A 13,336-nucleotide genomic window follows, 5' to 3' on the forward strand; every position below is an offset into this window, starting at 1 on the left:
CGTTCATGAAAACGAAGAGACGGGGAGGTGAAGAAATTGTGTCTGTTCTGTTCTGGCATAAAAAAACGCGGCACCTGCCAGGCAGGGCCGCGTTCACCGGATGAAACCAGACTGATTCACATCAGGCGGTTTCGTAATCGTTCTCCTCGAAGTCGGCCATCTGCGCCGCGTACTGGGTGGCGAACCCGGGGTACATGGTAGCGTTGAAACCGTCTTCGGTGAGATACCAGCTCTTGCAACCGGAATTCCAGTTGGTTTTGGCCAACCGTTTCTGCATGGTCTTGTTGTGCTTGCGCTGCACATCCTCTTTCACATCCAGCACCTTCAGGTCTTCCTGCAGAATTTTCTGCACCCCTTTCACGGCATAATCGAGCTGGGATTCCATATACACCAGCGCGGAATTATGGCCAGGGCCAGAGTTGGGGCCAAAGGTCATGTAGAGGTTCGGATAGCCCGACACATTAATGCTCTTATAGGCTTGAGCGCCGCCTTGCCATTCATCGCCCAGGACGCGCCCCTTTCGACCCTTCACCGGAAAAGGCGTGCCCGAATGGCTGACATCGAAACCGGTAGCGAAAACAATACAATCCACCTGATGCTCAATACCTTCCACGGTACGAATGCCTTTTTCACTGAGTCGGGCAATCGGCCAGGTAATCAGCTTGGCGTTATCTTTCTGCAGCGCCGGGTAGTAATCGTTGGATACCAGCACCCGCTTGCAACCGATGGTGAAGTCCGGCGTCAGCTGACGACGCAGCCAGCGATCTTTCACTTGCCGGCGCAGATGCAAACGCGCCACGCGTTCAGCCACGCGGGTCAGCGGCGAGTTCCAGATAACGGCCAGCGCCATACTCTCATGGGTCCAGTAGAGCAGGTTGCGCATGGCTTGCTGGCTGGCTGGCAGTTTCTCGAACAGCTTTTTATTCCACTGCGGCGTGGCAAAATCCGGGCGCGGCATGACCCAGCCCGGGGTGCGCTGGAACACTTTTAAATGCTTCGCCTGTTTCACCAGCTCGGGGATGATCTGGATGCCACTGGCGCCGGTACCGATGACCGCCACTTTCTTGCCCGCAAAATCGTAATCGTGATCCCAGCGGGCACTGTGAATCTTGTGGCCCTTGAAATCTTCGATGCCCGTAATCGCCGGGAAGCTACAATTGGATAGGGGCCCCTGGGCCATCACCGCAGCACGGCCGGCAAACTTTTCGCCTTTATCGGTGGTCGCGGTCCAGACGCCCTTCTTTTCATCGAAAGACAGGTCTTCCACGTTTTTCTGGAAACGGATATGTGATTCCAGTTTGAACTCGGCCACCAGGTGATGAATATAACCGAGAATTTCCTCGCTGCCCGAAAAGCTGCGCGACCAGTTGGGGTTGGGCGCAAACGAATAGGAATACAGATTGGACGGAATATCACAGGCCGCACCGGGATATTGATTGTCGCGCCAGGTACCCCCCACCGCATTACTGCGTTCCAGAATCGCGAAATCTTCAATGCCGGCCTGTTTGAGACGGATGGCCATTCCCAGGCCGGCAAAACCCGCCCCAACGATCAACACCGATACCGGCTTTACTGCTGGGCTTTTTTTTGCCGCCGTACGCTTGGCCGAGGCAGAACGCTTACGGGGAGCCGTTTTGCGGGCGGTCTTTTTTGGGGAGGCAGAGGATGTGGTCATAACAATATCTCTTCAGCAAACATGAGAGGCTCATCACGCACACCGGGCACCTGATGAGCCGTCATCGGCAACATCAGGCGGTGGGCTGGTAGGTCAGCTCTTTTACCCAGGAAGGTACAGCAGGCAAAGCCCGGCGCGGGATCAGCCCGGTCAGCTTGACCATGCCATCCACCGGCATGTGGTAAGCACGATTGTTGCGGTCCACCACAAACTTGGCATGTTGACGGATCACCTGGAACCAGGGATTGCGGCGGCCATCTTCCGTGCGCCCACCAATTTTTTCGAACTTGGCCATGGCCGCATACAGCCGCTCTTCCGGCAGCCCCATGGTAATAATGTTGTCGCGCATCTTGTTCAACAGAGGCACGTAGGAGGCGATGCCCAGCATCAGGCGCGGGTCCAGCAGCGGCGCCAGCATTTTGGTGGCACCGATAAAGGTTTTGCCGCGCCCCTGCATCTCCATCACGCTGAAACCGACTCCCAGGTGACGCGATTCATCGTCATTGATTTTCTCAAAGGCCTGGTGACAAACCGGATCTTTCACTGTTTCCAGCAGGAAGGTGCAAAGGGCGCCATCCAGGGCGATCTCCAGCATCGGCACCACGGTGCCCAATACATAGACCGGCATCTCATCGCTATAACGGTCCAGCCATTCGATCACCAACCGCAGGTTGATGTTGGGCTCGGGAATTTCATCGCCCTCAAGCATGCCCCAGCGCTTCATCAGTGCCATCTCGGCATTGGCATGGCGCTGCTCTTCCGCATGAAAATAAGTATAAATTTCACGCAGAGTATCAGTGGGAGCTTTCTTGGCCATGGCGGCAAACGCACGGGCACCCACGTGCTCAATCCACATCAGGTCGGCCATGAAATCTTTCAGTTTCGGCCACTGTTCTTCAGTAATCAGTTCCGCGCCGGGGGCATCCCAGTCGATATCTGACAGAGCCCACTGGGTGGATTTGATTTTGGCCAGCATTTTATCAAGATCGATAGATGCCATGATGCTCTCCTGTTATCGCGATACGATGTTTAAACCGTTTTAACGTGAATGCGTTTTATGCTTTTGCAGACGCCAGGCGGCTAAGCAGCCCGGCGCCACGGGTATACGTGGCGGGCAAATAACGCTTTGCTCGCCAGATCATGCGTGCGTCCAGTTGCGGCAGCACATACAACTGCCCCCGGTCCAGCGCCTTGAGCGTGGTCAGCGCCACCCCCTCGGCAGAAACGCCCGTGAGTTCCACAATCTTGTTCATTAGCGGCGTCACCCCGGCATCAATTCGCCCGGCAGTGAAAATATTGGTGTTCACCACCGTGGGGCACAGCACCGTCACGTTAACGCCGGTGCCGGAGGTTTCCGCCGCCAGGGTTTCCGACAAGGCCAGGACCCCGGCCTTGGTTACGTTGTAGGGGCCCATCAAGGGAGCGGCCGCAAAACTGGCGGTGGAGGCCACGTTGATAATGCCGCCTCGCCCCTGGGCTTTCAGACGGGGGGCAAAAACGTGACAACCATGGATCACACCCCACAGGTTGATGCCCATGGTCCAGTGCCAGTCGTCCAGGGAAATATCGCCCACCGGCTTGCCGCCTACCCCCACGCCGGCATTGTTAATGACCAGATTCACCGGTTCCGGCAATAATGTCTCCGCTTGCTCGGCCAGCGCTTCCACGTCGGCCTGCACGCTGACATCACACTTCACCGCCCAGGCGCGACCGCCTGTACGGGTAATGCAGTCGGCGGTTTCCTGGGCGGTATCCAGATTGATATCTGCACAGACCACCGCGCTGTTGCGCCGGGCCAGCTCTTCAGCAAAGGCACGGCCAATGCCGCTGCCCGCCCCGGTCACCACAGCAGAGGCGGCATGGGTTATTTTGTTATTACTAGCGAACATGGAGCCTCACTCCCTTGCACCGTTTGCCTTGCCTGCCCCCTGTATCGCAACGCAAGGCTTTACTGTTACATTGCTCGGTGTAACAATAAATCGAATGCTTGTTCGGATTCAATTCGGAAATCATCATGGCTCGCAAACCCAAACAACAACGCTCCAAAGCCACCGTCGACGCCATCGTCGAGGCCGCCCTGATTGCCATTGCCCAGCAGGGCCCTTCTGCCACCACGGCGCGGCAAGTTGCCGACATCGCCGGCATCGGCGTGGGCTCCCTGTATGAATATTTCGAGGACAAGGACGCCATCTTCGAGGCTGCGGGTGCACGGTTCGTGGACGACACAGTGGCGATGATCAAGCCACTGATTCCAGAGCTGGTGCGGCTGAACATCCGCGATGCGGTGGCCAAGCTTCTATTTACCTTTCGGGATTTTCTCGAGGAGAACAACCAGCTTTACCTGAAATGCGCCCGTCACGCCTTCAGTTTGGACATGGTGATCTATCAGGAGCCCATCAACCGGGCGTTGATGGATCTGTTCACCCAGTATCTGATGCACCACCCGGACATGCTGCGCCTGCCCAATATCCCCGCGCTGGCCTACTTTTATATCAACGGCGGGGTTTTTACCGTGGTTCGTCACCTTTCGGAGCAACAGCCGACACAGGGATTCGATGAGCTGGTCACCGTATTTGGCGACATCCTGGCCAGTTACGCGGAACACAAACTGGGCCTTCCTGAAGCCTGACCCGTTTTTCAGTACGCGTTACCGAAGTCCAACCGGGACACCACGTTTCATGCATACACAGCCATAGCGACGGCAAGAGACACTAAAAACACAACGCTTGCCGCCAAAATAACAACAGGAGCCAACATGCAAACGCCCAACCCAGGCACGCCGCCGACCGGCGAATCGCGCATCCCCAACCTGGCGGACTGGCGCTTCAACCGCTACCTGACCATGCAGCTGATGCCGCTGTTCTATCTGCTGCTGATTATCGGGGCGCTAGTGGTCGTAGTGAGCGTCGTCGGCCTGAGCTTCTGGTTCTCCACCCTGGCCGGAATCATCGCGGCGGTGATTGCACCACTGGCGTTTTTAGTGATCGTGGCGGTGATTCGAGCCGCACTGGAATACCTGATCATGGCCCACCGCATTATGCGTATCATCGAACGAATGGATGCCCTGCCCGGCCAGGTGGCGGACCTGTCCGTGCGCGTGGACGGCATTACCGATCACGTGGATCTGCTCAATGATCACGTCAACGACATCCATGAAACCCTGATGCATGTGCGCCCCTTCCTGCGCTCGGCCGGCTTGCCCAGCCGCCTCTTGAATGCCTTCCGGGGCCACCCGGACAAGTAAGGCTTATCGCGAATAAGCCGCACTTTGCCAAACGCCCGGCGCAGGATGCCTGACGCAACCCCCCATAGCCTGAGAGGCTGTCGCTATTGCGATCTCCCCTTTTCAGGAATATTCAGGAAATCATCGGGTACTTGTGCGCAAAGAGCATGGCGGCCAGGATTTTCAGGTTTTGAATACCCGCGTCTGCCGCCGGGCATTCGGCGTCCAGCGGTGGTCAGGGCTGTCAGGCCTGTGCAATACGTCCATATCCGCGCCCGGATTGTCGTTCCCGGTACTGACATCGCCGCAGGGATATCGCACTATTGTGCCCCTGAAAGCGCCCCGCCTTTTTCCGGTGGCGCTCACCGTGTGAGTTGAGGAGTTCCCATGGCCCTACCTGCCTCCCTGCAGAACAGCCTGCAGCTGCCCGTTGTGGCATCACCCATGTTCATTGTTTCCAACCCGGACCTGGTGATTGCCCAATGCAAAGCCGGCATCGTCGGCTCTTTCCCGGCCCTGAATGCCCGCCCGGCGGAAGAACTGGAAGTGTGGCTCAAACGCATTACCGAAGAATTGGATGCCTGGAACCAGGCCAACCCGGACAGCCCTGCCGCCCCGTTCGCGGTGAACCAGATTGTGCACAAATCCAATAACCGGCTGGAGCACGATCTGGAAATGTGCGTGAAGTACAAGGTGCCCATCGTGATTACGTCACTGGGCGCCCGGGTGGATGTGAACGAAGCCATCCACAGCTACGGCGGCCTGGTGTTCCACGACATCATCAATAACTTCTTTGCCAAAAAGGCCATCGAAAAAGGCGCTGATGGCCTGATCGCCGTCGCCACCGGCGCAGGCGGCCATGCCGGCACCCTCTCCCCACTGGCCCTGATCCAGGAAATCCGCGAGTGGTTTGACGGCCCACTGTTGCTGTCCGGCGCCATTGCCACCGGCGATTCCATTCTTGCCGCCCAGGCCATGGGGGCCGACCTGGGCTACATCGGCTCCGCCTTCATCGCCACCGATGAAGCCAATGCCGACGAACGCTATAAACAGTCCATCGTAGACGGCAGCGCCAACGACATTATCTATTCCAACCTGTTCACCGGGGTGCACGGTAACTACCTGCGCAACTCCATCGAGGCGGCCGGCCTGGACCCGGACAACCTGCCAGAAAGCGATCCGTCAAAAATGGATTTCGGCGATGGCAGCTCCAAAGCCTGGAAAGACATCTGGGGCAGTGGCCAAGGTATTGGTGCGGTGAAAAAAGTCGGCCCGGCCGCCGATCTGATCGCCCGCCTGAAGCAGGAATACTCCGCCGCCCGCCAGCGCATGGAAGGCCTGCCCTGGAAATGAAATAACCGCTGCCTGCCACAAGCCGCAAAGCAATCAGGTTTGTTCTGGTTGTAAATGAAAAAGCCGCGCCCAGATTCTGGACGCGGCTTTTTCATTTACGCTCAATATCAATTCAAGCGCGCTATCGCGCGTCGCCTGCTCAGCCAGTCACAGAGCCGATCATCGACGCCACCAGCCCTTTCTTTTTGCCCTGCTGGTAATTATCGAACTCCAGAACACCATCATCGATGGCGCCGAAACGTAACTTGGGCAAATCGACCATGTAGTTCTGCACTACCATCCACGGCTGCTTGGAGCCCTGGCGCGGCAAACGGTCATTGGCGCGCTGGATGTAACCGGACTGCATGCCAAGGAAGTTTTCGTCGGTGATGCAGTTCTCCTTGTCACGCGGGATCACCGTCTGGGCACCGGTCTTTTCCATATGATTGAGCAGACGGCAGACATACTCACACACCAGGTCCGCTTTCAGGGTCCAGGATGAGTTGGTGTAACCGAACACCAGCGCCATGTTAGGCACATCGCGCAACATCATGCCTTTGTAGACCAGTGACTCACGCGGTTCCACTGGCTTGCCATCGATGGTGCCTTCTACCCCACCGAGCATCTGAATATTCAGCCCCGTGGCCGTGATAATGATATCGGCTTCCAGCTCCTTGCCGGATTTAAGCAGAATCCCGGTTTCGGTAAACCGCTCGATGTGATCGGTCACCACTTCGGCCTCACCCCGGCGCAAGGTCTTGAACAAGTCACCATTGGGCACCGCGCACAAACGCTCATCCCACGGATTGTAGCTGGGGCGGAAATGGGTCATATCCACATCATCACCCAGCTGACGCTTGGCGGCAGCCAACAGGGCACGACGAACCAGCTTGGGACGCTGCTTGGACAATTTGAAGATCAGACGCTGAAGGCCGATGTTCCGCGCCCTCGCCAACCGGTAAACCATCATCTCCGGCAGGAAACGACGCATGCCCACCGAGATCGGGTCCACTTCCGGCACCGTAGCAATATAGGTCGGCGAACGCTGCAGCATGGTGACCTGGGCGCCCTCTTTGGCCATAGCCGGCACCAGCGTCACAGCGGTAGCGCCGGAACCAATCACCACCACTTTCTTGCCTTTGTAATCCAGATTTTCCGGCCAGTGCTGCGGATGCACCACCTGGCCTTTAAAGTCTTTCTCACCGGGGAAATCCGGCTTGTAGCCTTCGTCGTAGTTATAGTAACCACTACAGGAGAACAGGAAGTTGGCGGTATAGGTTTCCTGTTCGCCGGTTTTTTCGTTGGTGGTTTCCACCGCCCAATGATTGTCAGCACTGGACCAGTTCGCCTTGATTACCTTGCGGCCAAAACGGATATGTTTTTTGACGCCGTACTCTTCCGCCGTGTCTTCCACGTACTGGCGAATAGAGTTGCCATCGGCCAGCACCTTGGGCTCGGTCCAGGGGCGAAAGCTGTAGCCCAGGGTGAACATGTCGGAATCAGAACGAATGCCCGGGTATTTGAAAAGATCCCAGGTCCCGCCGATACGTTCACGGCGTTCGAGAATCGCGTAAGTGCGATTCGGCGCCTTGCGGGTCAAATGGCAAGCGGCACCAATACCGGAAAGGCCGGCGCCAACAATCAGTACATCAACGTGTTTATTGGACATATTCTTTACCTCCAGCCATTCAGGCTGCCAGATCCTCGCAGTGCAAACATTGACATTACTCAATGGCACGGTTCAATGGATGACAGAATAGCCGTACTGGAGGGTATGAGAAAAGGCCAAAACGGGCCGTTAATTGGCTCTGGAGCCCGGAAAAACTGCCGCTACGGACGAAAGCGAGGCGCAACCGGCATAAACACTGGCGTTAGCCGCTCCGCCAAACAAGGCCACCTTGATCAGTAACGGCCAGCGTTCTGCTCCAGGCAGTCCTGTTTGAAGGCTTGAATCATGTAACTCTGGGTCCGACGCTGGGTAGCATACTCCGGGTAGGCCCACAGCCGTCGGTCGTTTTCCACCCGACGCGGCTGGTAACTGATGCCTTTACTGCGCAACAACTTGTCCGTTAGCGCATCGCGCTGATCACTGCCCAGGTTGGCAGCCAACTGGCGAACACAGGACTCATAGCCGGCAATCAAGGCAAACTGCTCGGCGGAGTAATTGAAATCATCCGCCCGTACTGTTGCAACCAGGCTCAGCAACAACGCCACCCGCCCCAACCAGCAGACCACCCCTTCGCGGCCTTGCCGCCCTGTCACTCGCCCAGGTTCATTTATCTGCATATCGACATTACTCATTGATTTTCATAGAAATCTGGTACGTCAGAACCAATGTCAAAGTGCCATTATTTTTTTGTGACCTTTAACACACTGGTTACATAACCGGGTGTGCATACTCGCTTCTGGCCTCGGGGGAGGCCACCCCGGGCACCGCCAATACGGTCCCGCCAATGACTATAATGAAACGGGTACTGGCATGTTAAACCTTGAAAACCTGTGGCATACCGCAGCAGCACACCCCTGGCTCTGGATTCCTCTTTCCTGCGCAGCCCTGATTAGCCTGGTGCTGTGGAGCGGTCGCATTCGGCAACCCAGCGCCGTTAACCTGCTGGCCATTGGCCTGGTGCTGCCCGCCATCAACCTGAGCCTGGTGGCGACCAGTGCGGTGATGGTCTCCAACCAGCTATCGCTGGATTTGGCAGCCCTTCTGCCTTTTTAAGTACCTTGAGCGTTTAGCCTTCCAGGTCCCGCAAAAACGCCAGTTGATCCGCCAGACTGATCTCCCGGGCCTCGCCCTGATAGACATCAAAATGGCCCACCGGGTAGCGCTTCACGCTGGGCCTTGCCATGGCCTCGGCCGCTTTTTCTGCGGCGCTGGCCGGCGCCACCGTATCGGTTTCGCAAATCAGGATCAGCGCCGGGCAGGTGACCCTGCTGGCCTGAGCCACCGGCCGGAATAGCGGCAACGCCAACGCGATCCGTCCCGCCACTTCATTGGGCACATTGTCCGGCATCAGCGCGGTATAGCCGTCATAGGCGTCATGGCTGGACATGGCAGCAAGCTCACCAGGCCGACCGGCTGAAGGCAGCATTTTCGGCCCCAGCCCCAACGCACTGCTGCCCACATCCCACAGACCAATGCCCGTCATTTTCAGCGCCTGCCCAATGCCGGCATAACGAATTACCTCCAGCACCGATGCCATGCCATCCATCATCGGGCACTGGGCAATAATGCCGGCCACCGATTCACGAGCGGCCACCGCTGTGACCAGGCCGCCACCGAAGGAAGTGCCCCACAGCACGATGCGTTGGTTATCCACTTCATCCAGCTTGCGCACACAGGCCAGTGCTGCCTGCCAGTCCGCCACCTCCCGGTTGGGTAGCAGTACCTGGCGCGGCATCCCCTCACTTTCGCCAAAGTGGCGATAATCGAACAGGAACACCGCATAACCGGCTTGCACAAAGGCGTCGCGAAACGGTGCCAACCCGCATTCCTTGGTGAGCCCAAAGCCGTGCCCCATAACCACCGTCAGGAAAGGCCCCTCGCCTTCCGGCAGGTAAAGATCTCCCCGGCAGGACTGCCCCTCGCTGACAAACCGCAGTTCACGCATTGCGCTCATGGAAACTCCTTGGTTTTTTGCGTCTGACGTCTGACGTCCGACATTCACCCAATCGCCGCGGCGATAAAACGCCACTCTTCAATACTCTGCCCCAACACCAGGAAGTGCGGGTTGAGAATATCTTCCTTGTTGTACTGCAGCGGCTCGAAGGCGGTGTTCACCACCACGCCACCGGCGGCGGCTACCACCGCGTGGGCGGCGGCGGTATCCCACTCGCTGGTGGGAGCCAGACGCGGGTAGATGTCCGCACTACCCTCAGCCACCAGGCACAACTTCAGTGAAGACCCCATGGAGGCCCGCTCCACCTCGCCCACTTCCTGGCGGATAAAGGCTTCCAGCTTTTCCACCGCTTCCCCGCCGTGACTCCGGCTGGCCACCATCACCACCGGCGTGGTGCGGGCCCGGCACTGGATCGGCTTGCGCTCGCCCTTTTCCTCTTTAAAGGCACCGACACCGCGGCCGCCCAAATAGGTCACCGCTGTTACCGGCACATGCACCACGCCCAGTACCGGGGTATCGCCTTCCACCAGGGCGATGTTCACGGTGAACTCGCCATTACGCTTGATGAATTCCTTGGTGCCATCCAGCGGGTCCACCAGCCAGAAACGCGGCCAGTCCTTGCGATCCGCATAGGCAATGCCGCCGGACTCTTCGGAAAACACCGGAATCTCCGGTGTCAGCGCCTGCAGGCGGGCTTCAATGATCTTGTGCGCCGCCATATCCGCCTCGGTAATGGGCGACTTGTCATCCTTGGTTTCTACCCCCAGATCATCACGCTCATAGACGTCAAGAATCGCTCGCCCCGCTTCACGGGCAATCTCTGCAAGCGGGTCCAGCAGGGTATTAAAGTCGGTCATTTCATTTTCCTGTGATTCAGATTTTGGCACCTGCAGGAGCGGCGCTCCTACAGCTCAATTATCGACGTTGTTCCAGCAACCGCTTGGTCATTAATAACGCTGCGATCACCCGCGCTTCGGTCACATCGTCCCGTTCGATCAAACGATCCAGGTCGGACAGTTTCCAGGTGAGCACTTCCAGCTCTTCCGGTTCATCCCCGGGCAGGGATTCTTCGTAGAGATCTTCAGCCAGCACTACCTTGATGTGGTGGCCCATATAACCCGGCGACAGGGTCATGTCCTTCATTAGCGTGAGACGGCGAGCGCCGTAACCGGCCTCTTCCTTCAACTCCCGGTTGGCCGCGTCGCGCCAGTCTTCACCGTGTTCGTAAGCTCCCTTGGGCAGGGTCAACTCATAACTCTCTGTCCCCGCGCCATATTCCCGAATCATCACCACGGTGTCGTCATCCAGCAACGGCACCATCATCACCGCCGCAATCGGCGGCGTACGCAGGCGCTCGTAGGTGCGCTCCACGCCGTTGGAAAAGCGCAGGTGAAGTTCTTCGATCCCGAACAGGCGGCTCTTTGCTATCAGCCGGGTGTCGAGAATCTCCGGTTTCTCATCCATAATTACCTCTGAGCCCGCTATTGCAGGCAAGACTAACCCGAACACGCAGGAAATTCATGATTGACTGGCAATCCGTCGACACTGTGCTGCTGGATATGGACGGCACCCTGCTGGACCTGCACTTTGACAACTGGTTCTGGCAACAACACGTGCCCGACTGCTACGCCCGGCAAATGGGTCTGGAGCAGGCCGAGGCCAACCGCATCATCCACGACTGGATCACCAGCCACCAAGGCACGCTGAACTGGTACTGCCTGGATTTCTGGACCGCCGAGCTGGGTCTGGAAATCGCCGGCTTGAAAAGAGCCGCTGGCGACCGCATCTCCGTGCGGCCGGGAGCCGAAGCCTTTCTGCAACATCTGCAAGACTCGGACAAACAAGTGATCATGGTGACCAATGCCCACCGCGATGCGCTGCATTTAAAGATAGAGCGCACCGGCATTGACCAGTATTTTGACGAACTGGTATCCAGCCACGACTACGGCCACCCCAAGGAGGCCCAGGCGTTCTGGCAGCACCTGCAGCGACACCTGCCCTTCGAACCGGGGCGAGCCCTGCTGGTGGACGACTCCTTGCCAGTGCTGCACAGCGCCCGGCAATACGGCATCGGCCAGCCGGTGAGTATTCTGCACCCGGATTCCAGCCTGCCCAAACGGCTTGATACGGACCCGTTCCCGGCCATTGATGATTTCCTGGCCGTGCTGCCCTGACGGCCAGGTGTGGGGAAACCGATGGAAAGCGTACGCATAGATTCCTGGCTCTGGGCCGCCCGGTTCTTCAAGACCCGCACCCTGGCCAAAACCGCCGTGGAAGGCGGCAAGATCCACATCGATGGCAACCGCACCAAGCCCAGCAAGGCGGTGCAACCCGGCCAGACGGTGACCATTACCAAGGGCACCGAACATTTCGAGGTCATCGTCCGCGATCTGAGCAGCAAGCGCGGCCCGGCCAAGGTGGCCCAGACGCTCTATGAAGAAACCCCGCAAAGCGTAGCCAAACGGGAGATGAACAGCGAACAGCGAAAACTGGCCCGGGCCGCCACCGCCGCCCCGGACCACAAACCCAGTAAAAAGGAACGCCGGGATATCCAACGCTTCAAGCGAGACAATCTCGAATAACGATTTTCACGGTGACGTCACCGCGACCAACCTCAGGACATCATCATGCAAGACCACAAGCAGCGTTTCCTTTTCCCCGACTCTGACATTCGTGGCGAACTGGTACAGGTAGAAAGCAGCGTCAGGCGTATCCTTGAAGGCCACAACTACCCGCTGGCCGTACAGGGGCTGATCGGCGAGGCGGTCGCGGCGGTGGCCCTGCTGGCCAGCACCCTCAAGTTCAAGGGTCGGCTGGCCCTGCAGGCCCAGGGCAAAGGCCCGGTATCGCTGCTATTGGCCGAATGCAGCCACGACGGTGACCTGCGCGCTCTGGCCCGCCACAGCGACGGCCAGGACTGGAGCCACGGCGACATTCAGACATTGATCGGCGAAGGCACCATGGTGATCACCATCACCCCGGATCAGGGCCGCCAGTACCAGGGCATCGTCCCGCTCAGCGGGGACACCCTGGCGGCATGCCTGCAAGGCTATTTCCAGCAGTCCGAACAGCTGCCGACCCGCCTGTGGCTGGCCAGCGGCAACAACCGCGCCGCGGGCCTGTTATTGCAACGCCTGCCCAACCAGCTTGCCACCACCGACGGCAACAACCAGATGTGGGAACACCTGGATGCACTGGCCAGCACCCTGCAAATGGAAGAACTGCTGAATCTGGATGACCAAACCATCCTCCACCGGCTGTTCCATGACACCCCGCCCCAGCTACCGGACGCCCAGCCACTGCAATTCGGCTGCACCTGCTCCCGGGATCGTAACCGCAATGCACTGATTTCCCTGGGCAATCAGGAGCTGCAGCAATTACTGGACGAAGACGGCGAGGTGACTCTGACCTGTGACTTCTGTCGTCACCAGGAGCATTTTGACGCGGTGGATCTGACGGAGATGATCCGGGAAGGCAATTAAT

General features: G+C 58.2%; 15 protein-coding genes. 7 read left to right on the forward strand and 8 right to left on the reverse strand.

All coding sequences use genetic code 11. The features are described from left to right. Positions 1-121: 121 nt before the first annotated feature. From COA55_RS14400 to COA55_RS14410, 3 genes are all read right to left on the reverse strand, one after another. Complete coding sequence (locus COA55_RS14400; RefSeq protein WP_290502700.1) at positions 122-1,675, reverse strand: NAD(P)-binding domain-containing protein; 1,554 nt, start codon at positions 1,673-1,675, stop codon at positions 122-124. 73 nt (positions 1,676-1,748) lie between these two features. Then, a complete protein-coding gene (locus COA55_RS14405; RefSeq protein WP_063519654.1) occupies positions 1,749-2,675 on the reverse strand; it encodes a hypothetical protein in 927 nt (308 codons plus the stop codon). A gap of 55 nt (positions 2,676-2,730) precedes the next feature. Beyond that, on the reverse strand, positions 2,731-3,564 hold the full coding sequence (locus COA55_RS14410; RefSeq protein ID WP_290502701.1) for an SDR family NAD(P)-dependent oxidoreductase: 834 nt from the start codon (positions 3,562-3,564) through the stop codon (positions 2,731-2,733). Positions 3,565-3,689: 125 nt separating this feature from the next. Between COA55_RS14410 and COA55_RS14415 the strand changes: the two genes are divergently transcribed. The 3 genes from COA55_RS14415 (at position 3,690) to COA55_RS14425 (ending at position 6,251) form a co-directional block, all read left to right on the forward strand. Further along, a complete protein-coding gene (locus tag COA55_RS14415) occupies positions 3,690-4,304 on the forward strand; it encodes a TetR/AcrR family transcriptional regulator (protein WP_063519652.1) in 615 nt (204 codons plus the stop codon). 126 nt (positions 4,305-4,430) lie between these two features. After that, positions 4,431-4,919 carry a DUF4282 domain-containing protein gene (locus COA55_RS14420; RefSeq protein ID WP_063519651.1) on the forward strand — a complete coding sequence of 163 codons (489 nt, stop codon included), beginning with the start codon at positions 4,431-4,433 and terminating at the stop codon, positions 4,917-4,919. A 366-nt stretch (positions 4,920-5,285) separates the two neighbouring features. Further along, entirely contained in the window at positions 5,286-6,251 is a 966-nt protein-coding gene (locus COA55_RS14425; protein WP_290502702.1) for a nitronate monooxygenase family protein, read from the forward strand. 139 nt (positions 6,252-6,390) lie between these two features. On the opposite strand, the gene COA55_RS14430 is transcribed toward COA55_RS14425, so the two are convergent. Next, positions 6,391-7,899 (reverse strand): NAD(P)/FAD-dependent oxidoreductase, encoded by a 1,509-nt coding sequence (locus tag COA55_RS14430; RefSeq protein WP_290502703.1) that lies wholly within the window; start codon positions 7,897-7,899, stop codon positions 6,391-6,393. A gap of 233 nt (positions 7,900-8,132) precedes the next feature. Continuing rightward, positions 8,133-8,531 carry a hypothetical protein gene (locus COA55_RS14435; protein ID WP_290502704.1) on the reverse strand — a complete coding sequence of 133 codons (399 nt, stop codon included), beginning with the start codon at positions 8,529-8,531 and terminating at the stop codon, positions 8,133-8,135. A 178-nt stretch (positions 8,532-8,709) separates the two neighbouring features. On the opposite strand from COA55_RS14435, the gene COA55_RS14440 reads away from it, so the two are divergent. Further along, on the forward strand, positions 8,710-8,952 hold the full coding sequence (locus tag COA55_RS14440) for a hypothetical protein (protein WP_063520584.1): 243 nt from the start codon (positions 8,710-8,712) through the stop codon (positions 8,950-8,952). Between the two features lie 13 nt (positions 8,953-8,965). On the opposite strand, the gene COA55_RS14445 is transcribed toward COA55_RS14440, so the two are convergent. Genes COA55_RS14445 through nudE form a run of 3 tightly spaced genes read right to left on the reverse strand, consistent with a single transcriptional unit; the run spans position 8,966 to position 11,317 of the window. After that, entirely contained in the window at positions 8,966-9,853 is an 888-nt protein-coding gene (locus COA55_RS14445; protein WP_290502705.1) for an alpha/beta hydrolase, read from the reverse strand. A gap of 44 nt (positions 9,854-9,897) precedes the next feature. Continuing rightward, positions 9,898-10,710: a 3'(2'),5'-bisphosphate nucleotidase CysQ gene (gene cysQ, locus COA55_RS14450; RefSeq protein WP_290502706.1), complete on the reverse strand. Its 813-nt coding sequence runs from the start codon at positions 10,708-10,710 to the stop codon at positions 9,898-9,900. 58 nt (positions 10,711-10,768) lie between these two features. After that, positions 10,769-11,317 (reverse strand): ADP compounds hydrolase NudE, encoded by a 549-nt coding sequence (gene nudE, locus COA55_RS14455; RefSeq protein WP_290502707.1) that lies wholly within the window; start codon positions 11,315-11,317, stop codon positions 10,769-10,771. Between the two features lie 56 nt (positions 11,318-11,373). Here nudE and yrfG point away from each other — a divergent pair, with 56 nt between their 5' ends. From yrfG to hslO, 3 genes are read left to right on the forward strand one after another with little or no spacing between them, the layout of a single operon-like run. Beyond that, positions 11,374-12,027, forward strand: a complete 654-nt coding sequence (yrfG, locus tag COA55_RS14460; RefSeq protein WP_290502708.1) for a GMP/IMP nucleotidase — start codon at positions 11,374-11,376, stop codon at positions 12,025-12,027. A gap of 21 nt (positions 12,028-12,048) precedes the next feature. Then, positions 12,049-12,435: a S4 domain-containing protein gene (locus COA55_RS14465; RefSeq protein WP_063521713.1), complete on the forward strand. Its 387-nt coding sequence runs from the start codon at positions 12,049-12,051 to the stop codon at positions 12,433-12,435. Positions 12,436-12,480: 45 nt separating this feature from the next. Continuing rightward, a complete protein-coding gene (gene hslO / locus COA55_RS14470) occupies positions 12,481-13,335 on the forward strand; it encodes an Hsp33 family molecular chaperone HslO (protein ID WP_290502709.1) in 855 nt (284 codons plus the stop codon). Position 13,336 lies beyond the last annotated feature (1 nt).

Source organism: Alcanivorax sp. (assembly GCF_002733835.1).
Classification (GTDB): Bacteria; Pseudomonadota; Gammaproteobacteria; order Pseudomonadales; family Alcanivoracaceae; genus Alcanivorax.

What these genes read in the sequence shown, in the direction of transcription:
- COA55_RS14400 (WP_290502700.1), bottom strand. Translation starts at nt 1,675, where the DNA reads ATGACCACATCCTCTGCCTCCCCAAAAAAGACCGCCCGCAAAACGGCT.
- COA55_RS14405 (WP_063519654.1), bottom strand. Translation starts at nt 2,675, where the DNA reads ATGGCATCTATCGATCTTGATAAAATGCTGGCCAAAATCAAATCCACC.
- COA55_RS14410 (WP_290502701.1), bottom strand. Translation starts at nt 3,564, where the DNA reads ATGTTCGCTAGTAATAACAAAATAACCCATGCCGCCTCTGCTGTGGTG.
- COA55_RS14415 (WP_063519652.1), top strand. Translation starts at nt 3,690, where the DNA reads ATGGCTCGCAAACCCAAACAACAACGCTCCAAAGCCACCGTCGACGCC.
- COA55_RS14420 (WP_063519651.1), top strand. Translation starts at nt 4,431, where the DNA reads ATGCAAACGCCCAACCCAGGCACGCCGCCGACCGGCGAATCGCGCATC.
- COA55_RS14425 (WP_290502702.1), top strand. Translation starts at nt 5,286, where the DNA reads ATGGCCCTACCTGCCTCCCTGCAGAACAGCCTGCAGCTGCCCGTTGTG.
- COA55_RS14430 (WP_290502703.1), bottom strand. Translation starts at nt 7,899, where the DNA reads ATGTCCAATAAACACGTTGATGTACTGATTGTTGGCGCCGGCCTTTCC.
- COA55_RS14435 (WP_290502704.1), bottom strand. Translation starts at nt 8,531, where the DNA reads ATGAGTAATGTCGATATGCAGATAAATGAACCTGGGCGAGTGACAGGG.
- COA55_RS14440 (WP_063520584.1), top strand. Translation starts at nt 8,710, where the DNA reads ATGTTAAACCTTGAAAACCTGTGGCATACCGCAGCAGCACACCCCTGG.
- COA55_RS14445 (WP_290502705.1), bottom strand. Translation starts at nt 9,853, where the DNA reads ATGAGCGCAATGCGTGAACTGCGGTTTGTCAGCGAGGGGCAGTCCTGC.
- cysQ (WP_290502706.1), bottom strand. Translation starts at nt 10,710, where the DNA reads ATGACCGACTTTAATACCCTGCTGGACCCGCTTGCAGAGATTGCCCGT.
- nudE (WP_290502707.1), bottom strand. Translation starts at nt 11,317, where the DNA reads ATGGATGAGAAACCGGAGATTCTCGACACCCGGCTGATAGCAAAGAGC.
- yrfG (WP_290502708.1), top strand. Translation starts at nt 11,374, where the DNA reads ATGATTGACTGGCAATCCGTCGACACTGTGCTGCTGGATATGGACGGC.
- COA55_RS14465 (WP_063521713.1), top strand. Translation starts at nt 12,049, where the DNA reads ATGGAAAGCGTACGCATAGATTCCTGGCTCTGGGCCGCCCGGTTCTTC.
- hslO (WP_290502709.1), top strand. Translation starts at nt 12,481, where the DNA reads ATGCAAGACCACAAGCAGCGTTTCCTTTTCCCCGACTCTGACATTCGT.